Here is a 25,194-nt window from a genome sequence, read left to right on the forward strand (position 1 = left end):
TATGACACTTGAACAGTTGAAAGACTTGAAGGCCAGAGTTGAGGCCTTGGGGAGGTATCTTTGACTACGCTAACCGCAAAGAACAACTAAACGACCTCGAACAACAAACCGCCCAGCCCGAGTTCTGGAGCGACTCCGAACGCGCCGAGCGTACCATGAAGGAAGTGCAGGGGCTAAAATTCTGGACCCTGGGCTACGAAGAACTCGCCCGCCTGCGCGACGACCTGGATACCATCTGGGAATTTTACGAAGCCGGCGAAGCCACCGAAGAGGAGGTGGACGAAGAAGGCCGCAAGCTCGAAGCCAAGCTGGACGAAATCGAGTTCCGGAAAATGATGGGGGAGGAAGGCGACGAACTTCCCGCTGTTATTGAGATTAACGCCGGCGCCGGAGGTACCGAGTCGCAGGACTGGGCCTCCATGCTGATGCGGATGTACATCATGTGGGCCGAAAAAAACGGCTACAAAGTACGCGAAGTGGACCTGCAGGACGGGGAAGTAGCGGGTGTAAAATCCGTTACGCTGGAAATAGACGGCGACTACGCCTACGGCAACCTCAAGTCCGAAAACGGGGTACACCGTTTGGTGCGTATCTCGCCTTTTGACTCCAACGCCCGCCGGCATACCTCCTTTACCTCGGTGTACGTGTACCCGCTGGCCAACGATGATATCGAGATTGACGTCAATCCGGCCGATATTACCTGGGATACCTACCGCTCGGGTGGTGCCGGTGGACAGAACGTGAACAAGGTAGAAACGGCCGTGCGGCTGCACCACAAGCCTTCGGGCATCGTGATTGCCTGTCAGCAGGAGCGCTCACAGCTGATGAACAAGGAGGTAGCTATTCGCCTCTTAAAATCGCGGCTGTACCAGATCGAACTGGAAAAGCGCAACGCGGCCCGGGCCGAAGTGGAAGCCTCCAAGCGTAAAATTGAGTGGGGCTCGCAGATCCGGAGCTACGTACTCGACGACCGCCGCGTGAAGGACCACCGCACCAACTACCAAACCTCCAATACCGACGCGGTACTGGACGGTGAATTGAATGATTTCATCAAAGCTTATCTGATGGAGTCGTAAAATAATGAGTCCCCGGAAACAGTTGAACCTCCGGGGACTTTTATCATCAATAATTAGTATTTTCAGAAAATTACTGCGAGCTATGATCAACACTGATCTGCTGAATAAAGTGTCTATCCTGCCCGATAACCTTAAAAATCAGGTAGCAGACTACGTTGATTTTCTGCTTACTAAATACGTAGCAGAAAAATCCACTCCAAAAAAGCTACGCTTCGGCATGATGAAGGGTACCTTTACCCTATCCGAAGACTTTGATAAACCTTTGGATGATTTTAGCAAGTAAAGTCGCAAGCCCCGGAGGGGCAAAACCTTAGTAGTGCTTTGATTCTTTTTTTTACGAAAAGCTCCGTAGGAGCGACACTTCATGAATCAAGACAGCCATGACAGGAATACGCTACATAACCGACGAAAAAGGACATAAGACAGATATTGTGATTAATCTTGAAGAACATCAGGAACTGGTAGAAGATATTTTGGATGCACTACTTATTGAGGAGCGGCAGCAGGAGGAAAAAATCCCTTTGGAAAAACTGATTGAGGAAGTACAGAAGGAGGAAAGATACGAATAAATGCTCCACTACCACCGCCTGGGTCACGGCCCGCACGTACTACTGGCCTTCCACGGCATCGGGCAGGACGGCATTAACTGCTACCAACCTTTTGCCGAAGTACTTGGTGACTACTATACCCTCTACGCTTTTGACCTCTACTTTCACGGCCAAAGCAGGACTACCTCGACGGATGACTTCCACGAAACCTCCCCTATCACCAAAGCGGCCTGGAAACAAATTGTCCAGGAATTTCTCTCCGATAACAGCATTGACCGGTTCGACGTAGCCGGATTCAGTATGGGTGGGCGTTTTGCGCTCGCTACACTCGAAGCTTTTCCGGAGCAGATCGGTCAGGCCTACCTGATGGCCCCTGACGGCGTAAGGGAGCATCCGCTATACGGACTAGCCACCCGCCTCGCCCCCGGAAGGTACCTGTTCCGGCAGGTACTTGAGCATCCGGACAAACTATTCAGCGCGGCGCGACTTTTGGAAAAAGCCGGATTGCTACACAGCAGCCTGATCCGGTTTGTGCAGCACATGCTGGCTACGCCCGCGCAGCGCCAAACCGTGTACCATTCGTGGCTGGGCTTCCGGCCATTGCGCTTCAACATTTCGGTACTTTACGGTACGCTTCACAATAATGGGGTACTTGTCTACCTGTTCATGGGAAAATACGATCAGTTGCTCCGGCCGGATAAGGTCAGGGTACTGTCCCGGAGGCTGCCCGAAAATCAGTACATCGTCCTTTCCTGCGGCCACACCCAACTGGTAGCCAAAGCAGCGGCTTATTTATCTTCTTTGGTAAAATAAGTTACATACTGCTTGCTTATTTAAATTTAAATACATAACTTTCTCAAAACCAAACCATTATCAAGCCTATGAATGTCATTCATCGTATTGAGCATTGGGGCGACACCCACCATCCGGCCTGGCTGGATATGGTCCGTATCGGACTGGGCGTATTGTTATTTGTGAAAGGAATCAGCTTTATCAGCGACACGACCCACTTGTCTCAGCTGGTGGGCGGGCTCCATTTTGATCTGTATTCGGTTATGGCCGTGCATTATGTAGCCTTCGCCCATATCTTTGGCGGCTTTCTGATTGCCATGGGCTGTCTGACCCGTCTGGCGTGCCTGTTTCAACTACCTATCTTACTATTCGCGGTGTTTTTTGTAAACCTGCGCATGGGCTTCTCGTACCTCAACTCCGAGCTCTGGCTCTCTGTACTCACGCTTCTCCTTGTGATTGTCTTCACCGTTGCAGGGTCCGGTAAATTTTCTATGGATGAGTGGATGAAAACCCACGACCGTTGAAAAAAGCTTATTGAGGACGATGAACGTGAGAGGCCATAGTGGCCTCTCATTTTTTTGAACGGAAAAACCAGCCGATTCCTACCGTCGAAACCAGCAGCAGCGCCAGCAGAAGTACCTGCGTAGCAAGTCCTTCGTTGGGGTGCTCCAGCAGGTACCGGATCTCCTTGGCCTTGGTCCCGGCCCAGACGGTAAGTATAGTACGGGGTACCATACCCAGCGCGCCCCCCAGCAGCATCCGGCGCAGACCCGCCCCCGCCAGGGCAAACAGCAGATTAGTAACGGCAAAGGGAAGTACCGGCGACAGTTTAGTAAAGAATATAAGCCGCAGCTGATCTTCCCGAAACCGCGCCAGGATAGACCTGACCCTTGGAAACGCCGCTTCCAGGTACCGTAGCATTTCGTCGGCCTTAAGGTACCGGGCCAGCGTATACACCAGCGCAATGGCTACTACATTCATGGCGAAAAGCAGGGGCAGCGAAATCCACCCCAGCAGGTACCCGTACACCAGCGCCAGAAAACCCGGCGGTACCAGCGCCAGGGCCGACGCTACCGCCAGCCCGCCCGTCAGCAGTACCCATTGGGTCATCGTCCAGCCGGTAAGGGTACCTTCGTGGGTAATGGCCCAACCCGTCACCAGCGAGCTGGTAACCAGGGGCAGCACCGTCAGTAGGGTACTTAGGAGAAGCGGAAGCGGGTACTTACGAAGAAACGAGTTAGCCAAAAGTCTTTTTGTTAATTTGGGGACAAAGGAAAACAGGCTCCCTGTATAAAGCATTGGAATCTGTCTTATTTATTCCAACAATACAACAGATGCGCCTGTTTAGAATGCGAAGACTATTACTCTTACTAACCTATATACATCGGCATGCGATTCGGAACCAAAGCCATACACGCGGGCGTAGAGCCTGACCCTACTACCGGTGCCATCATGACCCCCATTTACCAGACCTCTACCTACGTGCAGGAAAGCCCCGGCAAGCACAAGGGCTACGAGTACTCCCGCACCCACAACCCCACGCGCACGGCGCTGCAAAAAGCCCTGGCGGCCCTCGAAAACGGCCAACACGGCATCTGCTACGCTTCGGGACTGGCCGCTACCGACGCGGTACTTAAGCTTTTTCGCCCCGGCGACGAAATCATTAGTACCAATGATCTCTACGGAGGTACCTACCGGATCATGAAGCGCGTATTCGAGCCCTTCGGACAGGTGTTTCACTTTGTGGATATGAGCGATACTGCCAACATAGAACGGGTTATTTCGGATAAAACCAAAATGATCTGGGTGGAAACACCTACCAATCCGCTGCTTCGGATCATTGACATCGAAGCCGTAGCGAAGCTGGCGCGCGACCGGGGCATTATGTGTGTGGTGGATAATACCTTCGCTACACCCTACCTTCAGAATCCGCTGGATATGGGGGCAGATATTGTGATGCACTCCGTCACCAAGTACCTCGGCGGCCACTCCGATACGGTTATGGGGGCGCTGGTCCTGAACGATTCTGACCTGGCCCAGCAGCTGGCCTTTATCCAGAACGCCAGCGGCGCCGTACCCGGCCCGCAGGACTGCTTCCTGGTACTGCGTGGCCTCAAGACCCTCCACATACGCATGCAACGCCACTGCGAAAACGCCGGGCGCATAGCGCAGTGGCTATTGGATCATCCCAAAGTAGGCAAGGTATACTACCCCGGCCTCCCCTCCCACTCCGGCCACGAACTGGCCGCGCGCCAGATGCGGGGCTTCGGCGGCATGGTATCCTTTGAGTTGAAAGGCGACGTGTACGAAGAGGCCGTGCGGGTGATGGAAAGCCTGACGGTGTTCTCCCTGGGGGAATCACTGGGTGGGGTGGAGTCGCTCTGTACGCACCCGGCCAGTATGACCCACGCCAGCATACCGGCAGTGGAACGCCTGAAAGGCGGGTTGAAAGATACGCTGATCCGGCTGAGCGTGGGTATTGAGGATGTGGAAGACCTGATTGCGGATCTGGAAAATGCGATTGGCTAGCTTTTGCCGGGGCAAAAGCTTGGTAAAACAGGGTAAAACCCGTAATTTTGAGTTTATCAATCACCAGTATCAATCCAGCATTGTATTCTAAAAAAACGTATAAATGGAATTAACCGGACAAGTTGTTTCGCTGCTCCCGGAAGTGTCGGGCCAGGGAAAAAACGGGACATGGCGCAAGCAGGAATTCATTCTCGAAATTCCGTCCCAGTACCCGCGCAAGGTATGTATTACCATGTGGGGTGATAAAATTGATCAGTTTAATCTGAAAGAAGGCGATAACGTCACTGCCTCCATTGACGTAGAAAGCCGTGAGTATAACCAACGGTGGTACACCGAAGTAAAAGCCTGGAAAGTAGAAAAAGCCGGCAGCGCCGACAGTGGCCGTAGTTCCTCGGACGCTTCGCAGGCTGCTTCGCCCCTGCCCCCCAGTATGACCTTTTCGGAAGACGAATCCGACGATTTACCTTTCTAAGAAAAAGGAGAGCCCGGGGCTCTCCTTTTTTTAGGTTTTGTTTTTTTTCGCCTGCCTCTCCCCCTGCCGAAGATCCTCTTCTTCCCAAACCTTTCCTACTAGTCATGGTTGTAGTAGAAGGATAGTCCCCTGTCTACTATGGATATTAATAAGGCATTTCAATTACTCTCTGATAAACTATACACCTGGGCGAAGGAACTCATACGGCTTTTGCCCAATATTATTTTGGCCGCTCTGGTACTGGTACTGGGGTTGTTTATTGCCCGATTTATAAAACAACTGGCCCTGCGGCTAATCAAGAGAGTATCCTCGCACGGAACTGTCAATGCCCTTTTTGCCTCGCTGATATACACCATTTTCGTCGGTGTTATCATTTTTATTGCGCTTAGCATTCTCAACCTCGATAAAGCCGTTACCTCTATTCTGGCTGGTGCGGGAATTCTGGGTCTGGCGCTGGCTTTTGCCTTTCAGGACATTGCGGCCAATTTTGTTTCGGGTATTTTTCTGTCGTTCCGGCATCCAATACGGGCCGGTGATCTGGTTAAGACCAACGATTACTTTGGTATAGTACTGGAAGTTAACTTGCGCGACACCGTGCTGCGTACCCTACAGGGCCAGCGGGTTATTATACCTAACAAAGAAGTTTTCCAGAACTCTATCGAAAACTTTACCACCCTGGGCAGACGCCGGATGGACCTGACGGTGGGGGTATCCTATGGTGATGACCTTCAGAAAGTAAGAGATATAACCGTCAGAGCCGCCGAGAAGGTCAGTGTACGCGACCCGAATGAGGAGGTGACGCTGTTTTTTGAGGAGTTTGGAGATAGCTCTATCAATTTTAGTCTGCGAATCTGGCTCAACTCCGCGGCACAGCCTACCTACCTACAGGGCCGGCACGAGGCCATCATGCATATCAAGGAAGCCTACGACCAGAATGATATCATGATCCCGTTCCCGATCCGGACCCTGGACTTTGGCATCAAAGGGGGCGAGAAACTTTCGGAGATGGATGTGAAAGTCCTGAATGGTACCCAAAAGTAAAACAGACTGACTTACCGGTTCAGCCGCCGCACCAGCAGGAACAGCGGATAACTAATCACCATAAAGAGCAGCGCGTACTGGCTGCTGGGCATATCCTGTACCACAACGCCTATCAGAAAGGCAATTGAAGCAATCAGCATCACGATTGGGAGTACCGGGTAGGCCGGTACCTTCCACGGACGCGGCAGTTTGAGCTCTTTCCGGCGCAGCGCCAGCAGCGAAGCAAAACCTGAAGTATGCCCCAGTACAAAGAAGAAGGTAGCGATGTCGGAAAGCTTCTCGGTGGCTTCCTTGCCGATCAGAATCAGCAAAATGGCCAGGGCGGCGGTCAGGGGCATAGCCAGTGCCGGCGTACCTCCCCGATTGACGCGCGCCCCTGCCCTTAGAAACAGACCGTCGCGGCTCATGGAGTACAACACCCGCGGGTTAAAGAGTAACTGGGCATTGACAATACCCAGTATCGAAATCATCAGGAACAGCGTCACGATCTTACCCGAACTTTCACCAAAAATAAGCCCTATGGCATCTGCCGCGGCCAGTTTCGACCGGGCCAATACATCCATGGGCATAATGTACAGTATAGCGGCATTACAAAGCAGGTAGATCACAATAATCAGCAGCACGCCTCCAATCATGGAGCGGGGCAGGTTGCGGGTAGGGTCGCGGTCTTCTTCAGTGAAATAAGCGGCCGTATGCCAGCCGTCGTAGGTATAAAATACCGCCTGCAAGGAAAAGATCAGAGGCCCCAGCCAGCTTCCTGTCTCAGCAATCTGGCTGGTAGTAGCCAGAGCGTCGGCCGCCGATACTTCCTGGCCATAGATGTAGCAGATCGCCACAAATGCAAACAATCCAATGGCCTTAAGAAAGCTCATTACATTCTGAAAATTGCTGGCCAGCGCCAGTCCCAGCCAGTGTACCGCTGTCAAAGCCAGCAACAGTCCTACGGCCACATACGGCTCCTGTCCTTCCAGCCCGGGCAGCAGGAGCGCCATGTACTCGCTCATGGTGTATACGCCAAAGCCCAGTGCCGCGCAGGTACCCAGCCAGCTATTAATGCCTACTACAAAACCTGCGTAGTTGCCAAATGCCCGTTGTGCATACACGTACCAGGCACCAGCTTTGGGCATAGAAGTACCCAACTCAATGGTACACAGGGTACCTAAAAATGCATACAGACTAACCGCCAGCCATACCCCCATGATCAGCCAGGGGTCGCCCAGTTGGGCGGCGATGGGGCCGGGCTTGCGCAGGATACCCGTACCAATGGTACCTCCGATGGTCACGGCGATACCAAATCCAACGCCCAGTATCTTTAAAAGCTCATGGCGGGGAGTAGCTGAAGTAGGCTGCATGCGGGAGGAGGAGTAAATGTTACCATTCCGAAAGTACCGAAACTTTCGCATACCCCGACAGATAACCTGGATATTTTTAACATAAACCTGTACCTTGGCTCCATGAAGAAGATAACCTTTATCCTTGTCATACTTTGGTGCCTGGCGGGGCTTACGGCCTGCCGGCCGGGCAACGGAGATGACTTTGAGCCCTCCCAGCCCTTCCGCGACTACTGGTTCAACGGCCAGGCCGAAATCAGCCGCTATAGCCTGCAACAGGTACAGTACGGTACCCGGAATCCGGGCGAGGCGGTACTGGTATTTGTTACCGAAGATTTCCTGACGGACAAGCAAGTCAAGCTCGAGTCGGAAGATAACCCGGGCGACGCCACTACTGTTCTAAAGCTCAACAGCATCCGCCGCTTCGTAACGGGCATTTACGACTACTCCCTCTATACCTCCGTTTTTACGCCGGTCAATACCGACGACTTTGCGCACAGCCTCAAGGTGACGATGTCGGCGCAGGACTGGTGCGGACAAACCTATACCCAGCTCAACCGGCGCGGCACCGGCTATAATGTACTGGGGCGCTCGTACTTTGAGAGGCAAGGCGACGTAGAGGGTACCATCGGCGAGGCCTGGCTGGAAGATGAGATCTGGACGTTCGTGCGCCTTTCGCCCGAGCTGCTACCCATAGGCAGTACCGACGTAGTGCCGGCCGCCTACGCGGCCCGCCTTACCGGCCAGGCGCTTGAGCCGCTGTCGGCGATTGGCTCCATGACCGACTACACGGGTCCTGCCTTTACGGGTAAAGCACTGGCGGTGTACTCCCTGCTCTACCCGGACTCCAGCCGTGAGCTGCGCATTGTTTTTGAAAAAGCTTTCCCGCATCAGATAGCGGGTTGGGAAGAAACCTATACGTCGCGCGGGAAGGTACTTACGACCCGGGCTGTCCGGACCAGCCTCCTCCGCTCCGACTACTGGAATCACAACGCCCCCGCCGACACCACCCTCCGGAACCAACTGGGCGTAACGGGGTTTGTACCCCGATAAAACAAACGGGGAACCGCTAACAAAAGCGGTTCCCCGTGGTTGATCAAGCTCATCCGGCTATTCTCTTATTCCAGCGCTATCTGCTGGTTACTGGTGGTGGATAAAGTTACTTTTTTAGTAATAGTTTCCCCGTTGGTAATTAACTCAAAGTAGTAGGTACCATTACCCATTTCTTTCAGGTCAAATTTCCGCTTGTAGTACTCCATGCCTTTGGCCAGGGTTTCCCGGTGCAGCAGGTTACCGTCACTATCTTTAATCAGGATGGTCATCCGGGCGGTAGCGGCCTTGGCAATGCTCAGGTTAATTTTAGACGAATTGAGTACCTGGTACATACCCATGGTAAAGCTCTTAGGTTTTTCGGGACCTACAAAGTGATTGTCGGCCTGGCTCAGCAGGGGAAGTGACAACGCGAAAGCAAATAACAAAGTGCGGACAGTTGAAATTACATTTTTCATGGCTAACAGATGTTTTTTTAATGGCTAATTTATTTTTCTTTTTGGCTATTTGATTTAATTATTGAAAAGTCCGTGCCACTTGCCAGACCAAAGATTATTTTTTCAAAAATTTCAATCAACATGCTGCCTATCAATAAAATACAAATATTGAATATTTGTAAAAATAGTAAAGAGTTAAAAAGCGGCGTTCGATTCCGAACATTTTTGTTCGGTGGTGAACAGAAATAGCGTAGCCCTTCGGGCTGGGTACTGCCCAACAAAAAAGAGGCAGGAACCTGCCGGTTCCTGCCTCTCCACGTTTTACTTTTTTATCTTATAGTACGGCCTCTGCCAACACAAGTACTTTATTGTTCAAGACCTCTACCACACCGCCGTCAATTATATAGACCTGCTTCACGGCACCCGTGTCCACTACCACGTCGCCGCGCCCCAGCGTACTTACCAGCGGAGCGTGACTGTTGAGGACCTGGAACTGGCCTTCGGTACCCGGGAAAGTAACGGCTATAGCCTCGCCGGAAAATACTCTCTTATCGGGGGTGATTATTTCTAAGTTCATACTTATCTGCTGTTAGGTAGTAGCTATCGGGTAGTAGTGGCCAGGAAGCGTTTTTACCCGATAGCTACCTTGAATCAATTATCTGGTTGCTTCGGCGAGCATTCTCTCTCCTTTGGCTGCGGCATCTTCGATAGTACCTACCAAGTTGAAGGCCATTTCAGGAAGGTGATCGAACTCACCATTCATGATCATGTTAAAGCCTTTGATGGTATCGTTGATATCAACCAGTACGCCTTTCAGACCCGTAAACTGCTCAGCTACGAAGAAAGGCTGCGACAGGAAGCGCTCCACCCGACGGGCCCGCGATACTACCAGCTTATCGTCTTCGGAAAGTTCTTCCAGACCAAGAATGGCAATGATATCCTGAAGCTCTTTGTAACGCTGCAGAATGTTCTTTACGTTCTGGGCGCAGTCGTAGTGGGCTTCACCCAGCGTCTCGGCCGACAAAATCCGTGAAGTAGAGTCCAGAGGGTCCACCGCGGGATAAATACCCTTCTCAGATACTTTACGGCTCAATACCGTAGTGGCGTCAAGGTGAGCAAAGGTAGTAGCCGGAGCGGGGTCAGTCAAGTCATCGGCAGGTACGTATACCGCCTGCACCGAGGTAATGGAACCACGCTTGGTAGAGGTAATACGCTCCTGCATGGCACCCATTTCGGTGGCCAGTGTGGGCTGGTATCCTACCGCCGAAGGCATACGTCCCAAAAGGGCCGATACCTCTGAACCCGCCTGCGTAAAGCGGAAAATATTATCGATAAAGAAAAGGATATCGCGTCCCTGACCCTGGCCGTCGCCGTCGCGGAAGTACTCCGCTACCGTCAGTCCTGACAAGGCTACCCGGGCCCGGGCTCCGGGAGGTTCGTTCATCTGACCAAATACGAAAGTAGCCTGTGATTCTTTCAGCTCTTCGTAATCAACTTTGGAAAGATCCCAGCCGCCGTTTTCCATGCTGTGCTTGAAGTTTTCACCGTACCTGATGATACCGGCTTCAATCATTTCGCGCAGCAGGTCATTTCCCTCGCGGGTACGCTCACCTACTCCGGCAAACACCGACAGACCCGCGTAGGCCTTGGCGATGTTATTGATCAACTCCTGAATCAATACTGTTTTTCCTACTCCCGCACCACCAAACAAACCAATCTTACCTCCTTTTACGTAAGGAGCCAGCAGGTCAATTACTTTAATACCGGTAAAAAGAATTTCGGTACCGGTAGCCAGATCCTCAAACCTGGGAGCCGCCCGGTGAATAGACATACCGGTGGTTTTGTCAACCGACTGGAGTCCGTCAATGGCGTCACCTACTACGTTGAAAAGGCGGCCTTTGATTTCCTCACCAATCGGCATAAGGATAGGTGAGCCGTATGATTTTACTTCCATGCCACGCTGCAAACCTTCGGTACCGTCCATCGCGATGGTGCGAACGCGGTCCTCACCCAGATGCTGCTGACATTCAAGTATTACTTTTTGACCATTCGGTTTTACGACTTCCAACGCATCCAGAATAGCCGGGATGCGCTCGCTGTCTTCAAACGATACGTCTACAACCGGTCCAATTACTTGTGTAATTTTTCCTATGTTTGTCACGTTTGCCATTGTAAGAATATAGTTATCGTCAAGAGGTTATTTTCAAGACCGCAAAATTAGAAGATAATTTGGTCAGTACCAATAGACCATGGCTTCATTTATTGGATATTTTTTAGAAATAAGCGCCGATTTAACGAAAAAGCGTATAGAAATTTTGAGAAAGGAGAGCTGATAACTCATGAGATACTTGTTTTTTCAGAAAGCCTGGTCTTCCGGTGAACTGCGCATTGCTTTTGGAGTGCTGTTTATCCTGCTGCTGGCGCTGGTATTTTTTTGTATTAAAATTCTGGACCCTTTGGGGAATGTGGTCCGCTGGGATATACTAAGTGAATTGTCGGACCTGTCTACGGCCGTGGACGTAATCCGGCTCGACAACTGGCAGTACGGCGTGTCGGTACCGTCCTACCTGGTTACGGAGCAGTTTGTGGCTTCTACCATGGAGGTGGATTTCGGCGCGGTCCGTATTTTTCTGGGCCTGGGCCTCATTGGTTTGTCCCTGCTGCTGGCCGGCCTGACAACCCTGCCGCGCTTCTGGTACCTGGGTAGTATGGTTGGCTTTATTCTGCTGCTGGCGGCTTCCCAAACCGAAACCCTGGGCCTGTTCGGCGAAGGAAGCCGTGCTTTCTTTATTCTGGCCCTGGTACTTTACACCGGTCTGAGCTACTTTTTTCATGCCTTCCGCCCCGGAGCGTCGATAGCCCTGCGCCTGTTTTCTTTTTTAGGGGTATCGGCCGGGCTGACCTTACTGGTAGCCTTTACCGCTACGGTCCCCCACCCCGACCTGACCGCGGCGACTTACTCGCTGCCCATGTGGCTGTTTTTGTCGGCTCTGTTTCTGCTCATTTCCGCCACCGAAATCATGGCCGGCCTGGTGTGGCTCAGTACCACCTCCCGGATAGGCATGGGACGCACGTCGCTTACCAATTTTTTGGTTATCAGTATACTATACCTGATTTACTTACTGATGCTGTTTCTGCGCAATACCCGCCAGATTGAATGGGACGTACCCATGGTGAGTCCGGCCGTGCTGGCCATAGTAGCCGGACTGCTGGGTATATGGGGGTTCCGCGCCCGCAGTGAAGCGACCAATGGCATACTGTACTACCGCGAGGGAAGCTTCTGGTGGTACGTAGGGCTGTTTATCATTACGGCAGCCTTTGGCGGGTATGTGGCCGCCACCGCCAATGACCCCCTGCTGGAAGTACTGGAAGATGTGGTCGTGAACGGACAACTGGCCATGGGTCTGCTGTTTCTGTTTTATATCCTGGCCAACTTCCTGCCGCTGTTCGAGAAAGGGCTGGCGGTACATAAAATACTTTACAAGCCCCTGAAATTCGGGCTGACCCAAACGCGCCTGCTGGGTTTTGCCGGGTTCGTTGTCCTGATTTCCACCCAAACTCTGCTCCCTGTTTATCAGGCCGTAGCCGGGTACTTCAACGGCCTGGGCGACCTTTACACCACTACCCGCGAGTATGCGCTGGCCGAGCAGTACTACAAACTGGCGCTGCAGCAGGAGTTCCAGAACCACAAGTCCAACTACGCCCTGGCCTCCCTGTCCCTGCGCCAGGGCGACCGCACCGCGGCGGCCTTTTACTTCCGGCAGGCTACGCTCAAGAATCCTTCGCCGCAGGCTTACGTAGGACTCAGCAATGTACTGGTGCAGGAAAACCTGTTCTTTGATGCGGTATTCAGCCTTCGCGAAGGAATTACTACCTTTCCTAAAAGTGGTGAATTACTCAATAACCTGGGTATGCTCTACGCCCGCACCAATCTGGCCGACTCGGCCTATCACTACCTCGACCGCGCCGAACGCACCGCCCAGCGAAGTGAAGTACCGGCTACCAATCTGCTGGCAATCTGGGCCCGCAATACCGACGCCCCTCTGCTGGACTCGCTGGTACAGCAGCTGGATGAAAAAGAGTACCCTTCCTGGCAGGCCAACTGGCTGGCCGTTCAGAATCTCCGCCAGAACTTCGCGGAGCGTCGTTTCCGCAAAGAAGCTATTCCCGCTGACTCGCTCCTGAATGTATCGGGGCTGGCCTATATCTACAACTACGCCCTGAACCAGGCCCGTACCGACAGTATGCCCATTCGGCTGGCTTCCCAGCTGGCCGACAAAAACCCCTACCTGGTTGATGACCTGCTGCTGGCCTCGCTCTACCCGGAATTTTACAGTGGTGATAAGTTACGGGCACTGGCCATCATGACGGCCTGGGTGGAGGAAGGAGGCGAAAAAGAGCCGCTGTTCCGCAAGATACTCGGGCACTGGTACCTTCAGCTCGGCCTGTATGACCAGGCTATTGAGCAACTGGCGCTCGTCAAAGGGCCGGAAGGTTTGCTGGGGCAGGCGGTGGCGCAGGCCCTGGCCGGACAGGGCGCCGTAGCGACTATCCTACTCGAAAGGTTACAGAAAGAAGGCCCCAATCCGTCGGTACAGGCCCTGCAGGAAAGCCTCGCTGATGGCGTCCGGCCCGTGGGTCAGGCCGACTCCCTGCTGACGGCAGCGCGGGCCAACCCGTCGGCCGGTAGTTATGAAAGAGCCTTGCGGGCCAATCCGCTGAATGCCGGCGTAGTAGTAAGTACCTCGGAGTACTACCGCCAACAAAAACAACCCACAAAAGCTTACCAGATAGTGGTTGATGCCCTCCGCTTCAACGACCGCGCGGCGGGGCTGTGGGCACAGTACGCCCTGCTCAGCCTGGACATGGGCCTGCTGGAACAGGCCGATGAAGGTGCAGCCCGGGTGGAGGCTAACACCTCGGCTGCCGACTATCAGGCTTTTAGGGAACGCTATCAGCCCAGGAAAGCACTCATCGAAAAACAACGGGAAGACTTTCGTTGATTCTTTATTTTTGACCTGTACCCCTACTACCCTATGGATATTTACTGGAAGACAGTCGGCTGGCAGAGCGAGTACCGGATTTTTAGAGAGAAAGTGATTGTGGGTATTCTGAAAAGGGGCTCCTGGGGGACCGACACCTACGGCGAATACAACGGGTACCTGGTTCGTTTTGATACCAAAGGCTTTGGTAAGCGAAGTGCACGTATCCTGGATATTGAAGGGCAAAAAGTACTGGGCAGCGTTAAGTTCAGGCGTTTTCCTACATCGGCGACCATTACCTACGAAGGAGAAGAGTACCAATGGAACTACCAGCAGTGGAGCCGGTACAAATGGTCAGTGAGGCATACCGACGAAGAAGCAACCTACGTAGCGGCCCGCCCCTGGCAGGGTGGAGGTGGTACCATACAGTACGATTACCTGCACCCGGCCATCGTATTGGTAGGTTTGTACGTGCATAGCTACTTCCGGCAGCGGTTCCGGCTTATGGTGCTGGCGGGCGTCTCTATTCCCGCGTTGGCGCGGCTGCTCATGCATCTTTAGTTCAGCAACAAGTACCTTATAAATAGTAAAATACACGACAAATAATCAGTTACCTGTCCAATAGTGAAACTACCCCGGAAGTATGAAAATTATTGAAACCAGCCATATATCCAAGCGTTATATTATGGGTACTGAGGTGATAGAGGCCCTGAAGTCAGTAAGTATTGATGTAAATAAAGGCGAATACGTCGCTTTTATGGGACCTTCGGGCTCAGGTAAGTCTACGTTGATGAATATCATTGGCTGCCTGGATACCCCTACCTCCGGCCGTTATGTACTCAACAGCAAGGATGTGAGTGATATGAGCGAAAACGAGCTGGCTGAAATTCGTAACAAAGAGATTGGTTTTGTGTTCCAGACCTTTAACCTGCTCCCGCGGATGTCGTCGCTGGAAAACGTGGCCCTGCCGCTTATCTACGCGGGCTTCAACAAGGCTGCCCGCACCGAAAAAGCCATGCTGGCCCTCCGTAACGTAGGGCTGGAAAACCGCGCCGGACACAAACCCAACGAACTATCGGGCGGGCAGCGCCAGCGGGTAGCCATAGCGCGCGCCCTGGTCAATGACCCCAGTATTCTGCTGGCCGACGAACCTACCGGTAACCTCGACAGCAAGACTTCCTACGAAATTATGGACCTCTTCGACCAGCTCCACAGCAAGGGCAACACCATTGTAATGGTAACGCACGAGGAAGACATAGCCCGCTACGCCCACCGAATTGTTCGCCTGCGCGACGGCCTCGTCGAATCCGATACTCTTAACCCTAACCCAACAAAAGTAGAGCATCTGGCCAAAGAAACACCCGAATAAGGCCTGTCATTATCTACTGTTCCTGGTGAAAGGTACTTTGAACCCCATTTTCTCTTAAAATCTTCCGAACTTTGGCCGGAAGATTTTTTGTTTTCCCTGAATCAGTACCTACTTCTGGTTCTGATTAATGTATGCAGTAGCGCAGCAAGTACCTTTTCAGTAGTCATTTAAAATTATGTAAGGCTAATCAGCCAGCGGCGGATTACCTGAGACCTGCTTATGAAAATCAATTTTTCGGATATTATCCTTTTTGAAAACGACGACTTTCTGCTCGTTAACAAACCCCCTCACCTGGCTACCCTCGACGAACGTACCGCCGACCGGGGCGGTAGCGTACTGCGCCTGGCCAAAGAGTACCACCCCGACCTACAGGCCGCCCACCGCCTCGACAAGGAAACCTCCGGCGTACTAGCCTTTGCCAAGCGACCGGAAGCCTACCGGCACCTGTCCATGCAGTTTGAGCACCGCGAGGTTACGAAGCGGTACCATGCCGTAGCCAACGGTATCCACGACCTGGACAGCATATCGGTGTACCTGCCCATTATGCCCCTGAAAAATGGTACGGCCGTAAAAATTGACAAAACCAACGGTAAAATAGCCGAAACCATATTTAATACCCTAAAGGTGTACCGGGGCTATACCCTGGTAGAGTGTATTCCCATTACGGGCCGCATGCACCAGATCCGTATCCACCTGTCGTGCCTGAAAGCGCCTATTGTGAACGACCCGCAGTATGGCGGAGAGCCCATATTCCTGTCGAGCCTGAAGCGGAAGTTTAATCTTAAGAAGGAAACCGAAGAGCAGCCGCTCATTCAGCGGGTAGCCCTGCATGCACATTCCCTATCCTTTGCGCTCATGGACGGTGAGCCCATACGGATTGAAGCCCCCTACCCCAAGGACTTTGATGTACTGGTAAAGCAACTGGATAAGTTTGGCGTTTAAACGCTTATTGGGTACAAAAAAGAGAGGGCCGCCTTCAGGCAGCCCTCTCTTTTAGTAAGTACAGAAAAAAAGGATCATACAAAGCCGAACGCTTCAATAACAAAGTAAATAGCAGACAGTAGCTTTACAATAATTCGTTTTTCCCAGGTTTGCACGGCAGTTGCATTGCCGGCTTTACCGATACTCTTAATCGCTTTGGTAGACATGGCCGCACCAGCGGGTACATAAGCCTGCTTAACAGCCATGGCTGCCACCGGGGCTACCACCACGGTGGCCGTTACCACGGTGGCCGTTACCACGGGGGCTGCTACCACAGGGGCCGTTACCACCGAAGCAGTAGCCGGAGCAGAGCCATAAGCAATAAGAATACTACATTGGGTAAAGAGCACTAGAAAGGTTTTCTTCATTCACATTGCGTTTAAAGTACAGATAGTTATAAGGAGGGGGTATTAAAAAATAAAAAGCTGTGAAGTCTGTTTCACGGTATAAATATCTTAATTATAGATTACATTTTTTATTGCTGCTATAATTTTTTAGTACATTTATTAAAGCGTCCTACTTATGTTCAGGCAAAGCCAAAGGCGGCAATGAAAATTACGGCGGCCAGGAGTAGTACTATGACGCCGGCCCCGAAGATTAATCCGAGTAAAGCCATGAATTTGGATGAACGCGGAGCTTTCCCTTTTCTTACTTCACCCAGCCCAACAATACCCAGCACCAGGCCCGCTATCCCGAACAGAATGGCCAGCCCGGGAATGATACTCAAAAGTAACATCAGCAGGCCAAGCCCCCCAAAAACCAGGGATAGCAGGGGGATGGTTTTGGATGTACCTGTGGCACTCGCTCTCTTCAAAGAATAAGTACCCTGCATTTTCTTTTCCAGCTTTTTGGCCACCAGCCGTTCCTTCCAGTTGAGTTTAACCGGTGCTTTTTCCGCCACTGGTAAAGCCTTTATGGCTTCGGCCGGCATAGCGGCTAAGTTTTCATTCGTTGCTTCCAGTACGGCTTCCACCCCCGCTGCGGAGGAGGCCATGACAGCGGCGGGCGCCTCTGCTGCTACCGGAGGGGCGGGTACCTGGGCGGGTGTTGCCTTTTGGGAGCCGAAACTTTCAAATTGGGGCTTGCTCATTTGCGGGTACTGGCGCTTTTGACAAGCCGAAAGAATACCAAGAAGAATAAGGAGGAGTAAAGATGATTTTTTCATGTAATAAGTACTGAATACAAAAGTTAATACAACACCGAAATAGGAAGGCCTTTCAGGAGGCAGCCGCGTAAGCCAGGAAGAATACAATAAAAAAAAGAAGTACCAGCATTAGTATGCCATTGAGTACCAGACCGGCTATGGCCCAGCCTTTTGATGCGCGCGTAGCCAGCCCTTTCTTTACCCGCTTTAGCCCAACCAGGCTCAGTATAAAACCTACCAGGCCCACCAATAAAGCCGCTGGGGTCAGGCCCGCTATCAGTAAAGCCAGCCCAAGCAGCCCCGCAAAAAACGATACTAACGATACCGCATCTGTTTTTGCAGCGGCCTTTCCCTGGTCAGTGGTAGCAGTACGTCTTAGTTTCTGCTCGGCTTTACTGATAATGAGCCGTTCTTTCCAGGACGAGTTGCCGGGAGTTTTTCGGACAGCAGTCTGATTCCCGACGGCCGCGGCCGGAACGGCTCCTTCGACAGATTCTCCCCCAATTACCGTTTCAATTCCTTCGGCCGCCGAAGCGGTTATCACCTGGTTTGTTTCCACCGCAGCAGGTACCTGGGCGGGTGGTACCTCAGTCGTCGCGATGGGGGCGGATGCCTTTTGGGAGCTGAAACTGTCAAACCGGGGTTTACCCATTGGCGGGTACTGGCGCTTCTGACAAGCCGAAATACCGAAAACGAGAAAAAGTAGGAATAGTAAAGCTGTTTTCTTCATAATAAAGCCGATTAAACAAAGTTTGAAACAGACGAAGGAAAGGGCTTCTGCCCGAAAACTCAAAAAAAGAGCGTGAGGCAGCTGCCTCACGCTCTTTCAGTATTCGTGGTCTATTAAAACTTGAAGGTAAGTCCAACCTGTAGAGCACTGAAACCAGAACCTAATTCCGCAAATGCTGCCATATTAGGTTTGAAGTAGTAACGTCCACCTATATGACTCAAAAGGCCAATAGGATTATAACCAAAGTTGTCTCTTATCCCTCCGTAGCTATAATTACGGTAGGCAAGGCCCAAGCCTGCGTAAAGGTCCAGTTGTTCGTTGTCCAGGTTGAGGAGTTCGTTAAAGTGGTAGGAACCACGTGCACCGATAGTAAGTACGGACCAGTTGTAGCCAATGTAAGATGTACCTGAGTAGCCCCCCAGTACACCTACACTTATAGCCTCGTGTACACCTACTTCAAAGGAACCACCGAAGCCAATGTTCCCGTAACCATAGGAACCTAAACCAATACCTACGTTTAATAATTTGTCGCCTTTTTCATACTGAGCAAAAGCAGATTGGGTTGCCAGTGTAAACAGGGCAATAGAGAACAGTGTTGCGAAAAACTTTTTCATGTGCTATTAGAATTGTTTGGGTGAGTAATTATTGAACAAAGTAAAGCTTTTTTTATTTCTCCCTAAACAAAGGAGGTTGTCAACTTAGCAAATGGCTTGTTAGAATGTATAAAAACGCGGATGAACCGTATAAAGCCATTCCTTTTGAGGCGGCGGGGCTGCCCGAGGATGAAGTGAGAAGCCGTAGCCGGGAATACCACGAAGGGATGGAAAAGCGCCGCTCCCTGCGTTTTTTTTCTGACCGCCCGGTACCCAGAGACATCATCGAGCAACTGATCATGACGGGTTCCTCGGCGCCTTCGGGGGCCAATAAGCAGCCCTGGACCTTCTGTGCGGTAAGCAGCCCTGCTTTCAAACAACAGATACGGCAGGCAGCCGAAGAAGAGGAGTACCGCAGCTACCACGGACGCATGAGTGAGGAGTGGCTTCGCGACCTGGCTCCGCTGGGTACCGACTGGCGTAAGCCTTTTCTCGAAACTGCCCCCTGGCTGGTTATTATTTTCCGGAAAATCTATGATCTCGATGAGAACGGTCATAAACACACGAACTACTATGTACAGGAGTCGGTGGGACTGGCCGCAGGTTTTTTTCTGACGGCCGTTCACCAGGCGGGGCTGGTAGCCCTCACCCACACGCCCAGTCCGATGGACTTCCTGACCCGCCTCCTGGGGCGACCCGCTCACGAAAAACCTTTCCTCCTCATTCCGGTCGGGTACCCGGCCCCCGATGCCACCGTTCCCGATATACAGCGTAAATCGGCCGACGAGGTAACAGTCTGGTATGAGTAAGCAACAGGTACTTATTATTTTAAAAGAAGGCATAAAAAAACCGCCCCGGTACTTGTAGTGACCGGGGCGGTTTTAGGTATTCAGAGACTAGGTATTAGTTATAACCCGGGTTCTGCGTTTTCAGATTCGGGTTGTTGAGCAATTCCTGAGTTGGTATGGGTAGTAACAGGTGCTTCTGCTGTAGCGGTTGGTTGGAACTTAGGTTTATGTGACCCACGAAGTTGTCAAAACCATTGGTCGTTTCGTTATAGACCTTCCGCAAACGCAACATATCGAACCAGGTGATCTGCTCGTAGGAGAGTTCCTTCCACCGTTCGCGCCAGACAGCCTCGCGGAAACTGGCCTGGCTAAACGTACCAAGCGCGGGCGTGGTCAGCGTGGCCCGATCCCGAATGCGCTTCATGGCATCGTAGGCGGCCTGCGTCGGCCCACCCACTTCGTTCTGTGCTTCGGCGTAAATCAGCAGCGTTTCGGCGTAGCGGATCTGGGGCACGTTCAGGTTGTTTTGTCGTGTACCAGCCACACCAGACCTACCTGCCGAGGTTTGGTTAAAGTGCTTGAAAACATAGGGCGCGCCCAGTTCGAACGGCGCTCCGTTGCCATTGGTAAAATAACTGGTGTAAAAATAGCCATCCTGGTCTTTGGCCCGCAAATCTCCCGCCTCGTACGATTTGTAAAATGCAGGTGTTGGCACCGAACTACCCGTTCCGCCCGGCCCGTTGAAGGTAACGGGTTTGAAATTGGGGTAGAAGTTCTCCATCGGGTTACCCGCGACAACCGTGTTGTACTGGATCATGAACAGGTGTTCGAGCCGGTTTTCGGTGGTCTCACTGTGTACGTCTCTGTAATTCGTAAACAGGTTGATCGTGCCTGGGTTAGCATTGGCGTAGGTAATAACCTCAAAGGCTTTGTCAGCGGCTAATTTGTAGTGCGACGCACCCTTGCTAAGTGGGAAACCCGCCATCGTCAGATACACTTTTGCCAGTTGTGTTTTTACAGCAGCCAAATTGGCCCGGCCCGATACGTCCATCCAGGGCAGACCAGCCGCTTCGGCCGCGACGAGGTCATCTACTATGAGCTTATACACATCCTCTTGTGGTGCACGGGTGGGCGAGAACTGGTCGGTTGTGGCAGTCTGGGGGGTGGTAATGAGCGGAATATCCCCCCAAAGCCGAACGGCCGTAAAGTAGGCAGACGCCCGCAGGAACCGGGCTTCACCCAGAATCTTGGCCTTCTGGGCGTCGTTCATGGGTGTAATGGCCGGTACCTTGTCAAGTACCTGATTGGCGTTGGCAATAACGCGGTAGAGTCCGTTCCAGTAGTTGACCACGTGGACGGTGTTACCGTCATGAACCAGGCTATACAGGTTATTGAGGTCGGAGTTCTGCGCCGTTTCGGTAGTCGAGGTACCCGTCAGGGCTTCGAGCAACTGCCAGTTGGCCGAGAAAATACCGGCTCCGCCGCCCATAAACCTCAGATCGGCATAGACCGCAGCCAAAGCGGCCTCGGCATGGTCGGGAATGCTATAGAAGCTATCGGGAGTGAGGTTGGAAGGGTCTTTCTCGTCAAGGAAATCCGAGCAGCCCATTGGCCCGGCCAGCACAATGCCGCATAGCAGCACCCGTGATATGTTTTTTACAAAAGATTGTCGCATAATTGTTATCAATGTGTTACGTACGTTGTGATTAAAGACCAATTTGCAGACCAACCATATAGGTCGTTGGCTTAGGGTAGTTGTGCCAGATCATGCCCTGCGAGAAGGCACTGTTGCCGCCACCCTGGTTGGTTGGAGTAACCTCCGGATCACCCACAATGGGATCTTCTACAAGCAGGAAGAAGTTTTGTGCCGAAGCATACACCCGCAGGCGGTTCAATTTTATCCGGTTGGTAACTGCCGATGGGAACGTGTAGCCAATGAGGGCATTACGACCACGCAGAAACGAGCCATTTTTAATCCATTGGGTATCTACGTTGGTTACGTAGCCAGCACGCGTATCGCGGATTTCTGCAATTTGTGAATCCTGGTTGTCGGGTGTCCAGGCACCCAGCACGGAGGTATAGCTGTTAGCCAGAGTCTGACGGTCTTCGCTGGGGTGCAGGTTCATCAGCATCACTTTGTTGCCATACATGAACTGTAGTTCCAGCGTGGCGTCGAAGTTGCCAAACCTAAAGTTGTTGTTGAAAGCTCCCCAGCCTTTGGGGCTTCCGTTGCCAATGATGCTGCGATCGGCGTCGGTGATAGCGCCGTCGCCATTTACGTCCAGGTACTTAATATCGCCTGGCAGCATGGTTAGGCCGTTGCGGTAGCTTTTAAACTTAGCCGCTTCCTCGCGCTCAGCTTCGCTCCAGACACCTAGCCGGGTTAACCCCCAGAAGGAACCCACCGGCTCACCCACCCGAATGATGTTGGTAGGGTTGGTGAAGTTGGGACCACCTACGTTGAAAATATCTGACGGCGTAGCCAACGACAGCACTTTATTGCGGTTCAGCGACAGGTTGAAGTTAGACGTCCAACTGAAGTTGCCCCTCTCAATATTGACGGTATTTATGGCAAACTCAAAGCCTTTGTTTTCCATTGACCCTACGTTACGCCGGATGGTGGCATATCCGCTTGATCGGGGTACCGGGGCATCTAAAAGCATGTCGGTAGTCAGGCGGTAGTAATAATCGGCTTCGAGCGATATGCGGCCCTTGAACAAGCCAATCTCGATACCGGCGTCGGTCTGCGCTGTTTTCTCCCAGCGCAGGTCGGGGTTGGCCAGACGGTTGATACCCGTGCCGCTTATGCGGTTGTCGTTATAGATAGTGGCGTAGTTGGAACTCAGTAACGACAGCGACGCGTAAGAAGGAATCTCGGAGTTACCCGTCAGACCGTAGCTACCACGAATTTTCAGGTTCGAGATAATTGGGTTATTTTTCAGGAAGTCCTCCTCAGATACGCGCCAGGCTACGGCTGCCGAGGGGAACACCGCAAATTTGTTGTTCTCACCAAACTTACTCGACCCATCGGCGCGGGCTGTTGCCGTGAACAGGTAGCGGTTTCTGTAGCCATAGTTAACACGCCCAAAGTACGAGTTGAACGCAAACCGGAAGGCATTGGAACCAATACTCGGGTTGGTAGCACCGGCACCCAGGTTATTGAAGCCAAAATAGTCGGTGGCAAAATTGCTTATGCCCCCGCCAATGGAGAACACGTTGGTTTCCTGCCAGGAAATACCCAGCAGTCCGTCAACCGAGTGATCTTCCCCAAACTGCTTGTTGTAGGTTAGCAGGTTCTCCAGTGACCAGAACGTTTCTTTCCGGTTATTGACCGATGCGTTGCCGTTGCCGCCGATGTTCAGCGTCCGGGTCTGCGACTGGTTAACCTCCTGCGTCTGGACGTTTACGCCCAAAATACTCTTGAACTGCAGGCCGGGTGCAAGACTAAGCGTTGCGGCCAGGCTACCCAGCGTGGTCTGCGTGTTTTGAATGTACTTACGACCCATCAGGCGGTGTACCGAGCTCATAGTTCCTTCGGCCAGCGGATAATCGCGGTTGTTGGCAAAGGTACCGTCGGCGTATCTCACGGGCAGGAACGGGAAGTCTTCCACGATTTGCCGCGCCACCGCGTCGTTAATGTCAACCAGCCGATCTGACTGATTGTTATAACTCAACGTACCGCTCAATTTTAGCCATGATTTTACCTGATCGTCAATCGTGAACCGACCTGAATACCGCTTCATGTACGATGTTTTGATCAAACCCTGATCGTCACGGTAGCCTATGGAAAGTGAATACTGAGTCCGATCATTGCCACCACCGAAACCAAGCTGATGGTTCTGCGAGAGTTTGTTCTGGCTCGACTCCCGAAACCAGTCGGTGTCGTAGTTGGGTAGGAATTTGCCACCTTCTTCCCGAAATACACCCGGAAACTTTTCGCTGAAGGCTTTCCGGCGCACCATCGGATCCAGGTTGGCGTACTTGCCTGACGCCCAGCCGGCGGGATCATACTTTTGAATGTTGGCATAAGACAGTTCTTCAACCGCTAAGTATTCTTTGGCGTTGAGTACCTGTGGCTTATTGGGGCCAATGGTATTGACGCTAAACTGTGTATCGTAGGTGATACGGGTTTCGCCCGCCTTACCTTTGCGGGTTGTGACCAGGATAACGCCATTGGCACCCCGCGCCCCGTAAATAGCCGTTGAAGAGGCATCTTTCAGCACCTCGACCGATACGATATCGTTGGGGTTGATGAAGTCAATGGCATTACTGAACTGATCACCCGTAGACTGGGGCAGCAACACGCCGTCAACCACATACAGCGGGTTGTTGGAGGAGTTGATGGAGCTGAATCCGCGAATCCTGACCGTAGACCGGCCACCGGGGCGTCCCGAGTTATTATTGACCTGAACACCTGCCATCCTGCCGGCCATCATTTGGTTAAGCGAGGACGCTGGCCGCTCCATAAGTTCGGCTTCTTTGATGCCCGATACCGCTCCGGTTAGGTCTGATTTGCGAACCGTACCGTACCCGATTACCACTACCTCGTTAAGTACTTTGGTATCCGGCTCAATGGACAGGTTAATGGTAGTACGGTTCCCTACTGCCACTTCCTGGCTCAAATAACCCACATAGCTAAAAACCAGCACCGCGCCATTATCGGGCACGCTAATGGTATACTCGCCGCTTCCGTTGGTAGTGGTACCCTGGCTGGTTCCCTTCACGATCACGCTTACGCCCGGCAGGCCATCCCCGCTCGGTTTGTCGGTTACTTTACCCCGAACGGTTTTTTCAACAACGGTTGCGTTTTTTATAACTGAATTTGGTGTGCGAATATCGCTGGCGTTAGCACTAACGGTACAGGCAAGTACCATCAGCAGCGGCAAAAATCGATAGGGTATGTTCCTGAAAGAGGACATACCGGGAGAAGTAGTGGTTTGTTTCATTGGGTTAGCGTTAGGTGTAATAAAATTTTACCATTAGTAAGACATCAATAGATTACCTCTGAGGCTCTTAAAGTAAAAAGGCGATTTTTACATAGGCGTAGTATTAAATTGAACAGGCTCTTTACAAAAATACGATATTTTTTATCCAAATATTTATATACCTTTTTTTGGCTTTAGTTATCCTCTCACCAAAATCCAGACTTAGAATCAAGAAAACTTTTAGTATCAGGAAAAGTGGTGGGCTAAAGCGAAGTGAAAGTAATAATATTTTATCAGTTAAAAATGCAAAGATGGTACATTTAATAAAAAAATTTAAAAAATTTAGTAAACGGTACGGATTAAGTAGTTTACTAGTTACTTATCGAAGCTCAGAATTTGCTGCATA

At 51.9% G+C, this 25,194-nt stretch carries 25 protein-coding genes; 14 read left to right on the plus strand and 11 right to left on the minus strand.

Annotation, left to right across the window (positions count from 1 at the left end):
- Position 1 precedes the first annotated feature (1 nt).
- The 5 genes from prfB (at position 2) to VGN67_RS12455 (ending at position 2,940) form a co-directional block, all read left to right on the plus strand.
- Positions 2-1,076, plus strand: a protein-coding gene (gene prfB, locus VGN67_RS12435; RefSeq protein ID WP_327487165.1) for a peptide chain release factor 2 whose coding sequence is annotated in 2 segments (ribosomal slippage) — positions 2-61 and positions 63-1,076 — 1,074 coding nt in all. Because the reading frame shifts where the segments join, the coding sequence is not laid out codon by codon here.
- Positions 1,077-1,158: 82 nt separating this feature from the next.
- Positions 1,159-1,359, plus strand: coding sequence for a type II toxin-antitoxin system VapB family antitoxin (locus tag VGN67_RS12440; protein ID WP_327487166.1), 201 nt, complete (start codon positions 1,159-1,161; stop codon positions 1,357-1,359).
- Between the two features lie 97 nt (positions 1,360-1,456).
- Complete coding sequence (locus tag VGN67_RS12445) at positions 1,457-1,645, plus strand: hypothetical protein (protein WP_327487167.1); 189 nt, start codon at positions 1,457-1,459, stop codon at positions 1,643-1,645.
- Positions 1,646-2,437, plus strand: coding sequence for an alpha/beta hydrolase (locus VGN67_RS12450; RefSeq protein WP_327487168.1), 792 nt, complete (start codon positions 1,646-1,648; stop codon positions 2,435-2,437).
- Between the two features lie 68 nt (positions 2,438-2,505).
- Complete coding sequence (locus tag VGN67_RS12455) at positions 2,506-2,940, plus strand: DoxX family protein (protein ID WP_327487169.1); 435 nt, start codon at positions 2,506-2,508, stop codon at positions 2,938-2,940.
- 46 nt (positions 2,941-2,986) lie between these two features.
- On the opposite strand, the gene VGN67_RS12460 is transcribed toward VGN67_RS12455, so the two are convergent.
- Positions 2,987-3,661, minus strand: coding sequence for a TVP38/TMEM64 family protein (locus VGN67_RS12460; protein WP_327487170.1), 675 nt, complete (start codon positions 3,659-3,661; stop codon positions 2,987-2,989).
- Positions 3,662-3,805: 144 nt separating this feature from the next.
- On the opposite strand from VGN67_RS12460, the gene VGN67_RS12465 reads away from it, so the two are divergent.
- The 3 genes from VGN67_RS12465 (at position 3,806) to VGN67_RS12475 (ending at position 6,458) form a co-directional block, all read left to right on the plus strand.
- Entirely contained in the window at positions 3,806-4,945 is a 1,140-nt protein-coding gene (locus tag VGN67_RS12465) for a cystathionine gamma-synthase (RefSeq protein ID WP_327487171.1), read from the plus strand.
- 103 nt (positions 4,946-5,048) lie between these two features.
- Entirely contained in the window at positions 5,049-5,417 is a 369-nt protein-coding gene (locus tag VGN67_RS12470) for a DUF3127 domain-containing protein (RefSeq protein WP_327487172.1), read from the plus strand.
- 138 nt (positions 5,418-5,555) lie between these two features.
- Positions 5,556-6,458 (plus strand): mechanosensitive ion channel family protein, encoded by a 903-nt coding sequence (locus tag VGN67_RS12475; protein ID WP_327487173.1) that lies wholly within the window; start codon positions 5,556-5,558, stop codon positions 6,456-6,458.
- A gap of 11 nt (positions 6,459-6,469) precedes the next feature.
- On the opposite strand, the gene VGN67_RS12480 is transcribed toward VGN67_RS12475, so the two are convergent.
- Positions 6,470-7,810 (minus strand): APC family permease, encoded by a 1,341-nt coding sequence (locus VGN67_RS12480; protein WP_327487174.1) that lies wholly within the window; start codon positions 7,808-7,810, stop codon positions 6,470-6,472.
- Between the two features lie 102 nt (positions 7,811-7,912).
- Here VGN67_RS12480 and VGN67_RS12485 point away from each other — a divergent pair, with 102 nt between their 5' ends.
- Positions 7,913-8,842, plus strand: coding sequence for a hypothetical protein (locus VGN67_RS12485; RefSeq protein WP_327487175.1), 930 nt, complete (start codon positions 7,913-7,915; stop codon positions 8,840-8,842).
- 65 nt (positions 8,843-8,907) lie between these two features.
- On the opposite strand, the gene VGN67_RS12490 is transcribed toward VGN67_RS12485, so the two are convergent.
- The 3 genes from VGN67_RS12490 to atpD all read right to left on the minus strand — a co-directional run bounded on the left by VGN67_RS12490 (position 8,908) and on the right by atpD (position 11,446).
- Positions 8,908-9,297: a hypothetical protein gene (locus tag VGN67_RS12490; protein ID WP_327487176.1), complete on the minus strand. Its 390-nt coding sequence runs from the start codon at positions 9,295-9,297 to the stop codon at positions 8,908-8,910.
- 313 nt (positions 9,298-9,610) lie between these two features.
- Positions 9,611-9,853: an ATP synthase F1 subunit epsilon gene (atpC, locus tag VGN67_RS12495; RefSeq protein ID WP_327487177.1), complete on the minus strand. Its 243-nt coding sequence runs from the start codon at positions 9,851-9,853 to the stop codon at positions 9,611-9,613.
- 78 nt (positions 9,854-9,931) lie between these two features.
- The gene (gene atpD / locus VGN67_RS12500) at positions 9,932-11,446 is read right to left on the minus strand and encodes a F0F1 ATP synthase subunit beta (RefSeq protein ID WP_327487178.1); all 1,515 of its coding nucleotides are present in this window, start codon (positions 11,444-11,446) and stop codon (positions 9,932-9,934) included.
- Between the two features lie 169 nt (positions 11,447-11,615).
- Between atpD and VGN67_RS12505 the strand changes: the two genes are divergently transcribed.
- The 4 genes from VGN67_RS12505 to VGN67_RS12520 all read left to right on the plus strand — a co-directional run bounded on the left by VGN67_RS12505 (position 11,616) and on the right by VGN67_RS12520 (position 16,569).
- Positions 11,616-14,279 carry a hypothetical protein gene (locus VGN67_RS12505; RefSeq protein WP_327487179.1) on the plus strand — a complete coding sequence of 888 codons (2,664 nt, stop codon included), beginning with the start codon at positions 11,616-11,618 and terminating at the stop codon, positions 14,277-14,279.
- A 33-nt stretch (positions 14,280-14,312) separates the two neighbouring features.
- The gene (locus VGN67_RS12510) at positions 14,313-14,819 is read left to right on the plus strand and encodes a hypothetical protein (RefSeq protein ID WP_327487180.1); all 507 of its coding nucleotides are present in this window, start codon (positions 14,313-14,315) and stop codon (positions 14,817-14,819) included.
- A gap of 82 nt (positions 14,820-14,901) precedes the next feature.
- On the plus strand, positions 14,902-15,627 hold the full coding sequence (locus VGN67_RS12515) for an ABC transporter ATP-binding protein (protein WP_327487181.1): 726 nt from the start codon (positions 14,902-14,904) through the stop codon (positions 15,625-15,627).
- A 219-nt stretch (positions 15,628-15,846) separates the two neighbouring features.
- Positions 15,847-16,569 (plus strand): RluA family pseudouridine synthase, encoded by a 723-nt coding sequence (locus VGN67_RS12520; protein ID WP_327487182.1) that lies wholly within the window; start codon positions 15,847-15,849, stop codon positions 16,567-16,569.
- Between the two features lie 74 nt (positions 16,570-16,643).
- Here VGN67_RS12520 and VGN67_RS12525 read toward each other — a convergent pair whose 3' ends face one another.
- The 4 genes from VGN67_RS12525 to VGN67_RS12540 all read right to left on the minus strand — a co-directional run bounded on the left by VGN67_RS12525 (position 16,644) and on the right by VGN67_RS12540 (position 19,096).
- Entirely contained in the window at positions 16,644-16,976 is a 333-nt protein-coding gene (locus tag VGN67_RS12525) for a hypothetical protein (RefSeq protein ID WP_327487183.1), read from the minus strand.
- A 158-nt stretch (positions 16,977-17,134) separates the two neighbouring features.
- Positions 17,135-17,698, minus strand: coding sequence for a hypothetical protein (locus VGN67_RS12530; protein WP_327487184.1), 564 nt, complete (start codon positions 17,696-17,698; stop codon positions 17,135-17,137).
- Between the two features lie 127 nt (positions 17,699-17,825).
- Positions 17,826-18,404: a hypothetical protein gene (locus VGN67_RS12535; protein ID WP_327487185.1), complete on the minus strand. Its 579-nt coding sequence runs from the start codon at positions 18,402-18,404 to the stop codon at positions 17,826-17,828.
- Positions 18,405-18,595: 191 nt separating this feature from the next.
- Positions 18,596-19,096 (minus strand): hypothetical protein, encoded by a 501-nt coding sequence (locus tag VGN67_RS12540; RefSeq protein WP_327487186.1) that lies wholly within the window; start codon positions 19,094-19,096, stop codon positions 18,596-18,598.
- Between the two features lie 104 nt (positions 19,097-19,200).
- On the opposite strand from VGN67_RS12540, the gene VGN67_RS12545 reads away from it, so the two are divergent.
- Complete coding sequence (locus VGN67_RS12545) at positions 19,201-19,884, plus strand: nitroreductase family protein (protein WP_327487187.1); 684 nt, start codon at positions 19,201-19,203, stop codon at positions 19,882-19,884.
- Between the two features lie 94 nt (positions 19,885-19,978).
- Here the strand turns inward: VGN67_RS12545 and VGN67_RS12550 are convergent, their stop codons facing one another.
- Together VGN67_RS12550 and VGN67_RS12555 are read right to left on the minus strand one after the other, a co-directional pair.
- On the minus strand, positions 19,979-21,538 hold the full coding sequence (locus VGN67_RS12550) for a RagB/SusD family nutrient uptake outer membrane protein (protein WP_327487188.1): 1,560 nt from the start codon (positions 21,536-21,538) through the stop codon (positions 19,979-19,981).
- Positions 21,539-21,569: 31 nt separating this feature from the next.
- On the minus strand, positions 21,570-24,809 hold the full coding sequence (locus tag VGN67_RS12555; RefSeq protein ID WP_327487189.1) for a TonB-dependent receptor: 3,240 nt from the start codon (positions 24,807-24,809) through the stop codon (positions 21,570-21,572).
- Positions 24,810-25,194 lie beyond the last annotated feature (385 nt).

The organism is Telluribacter sp., assembly GCF_035998675.1.
Taxonomy (GTDB): domain Bacteria; phylum Bacteroidota; class Bacteroidia; order Cytophagales; family Spirosomataceae; genus Telluribacter.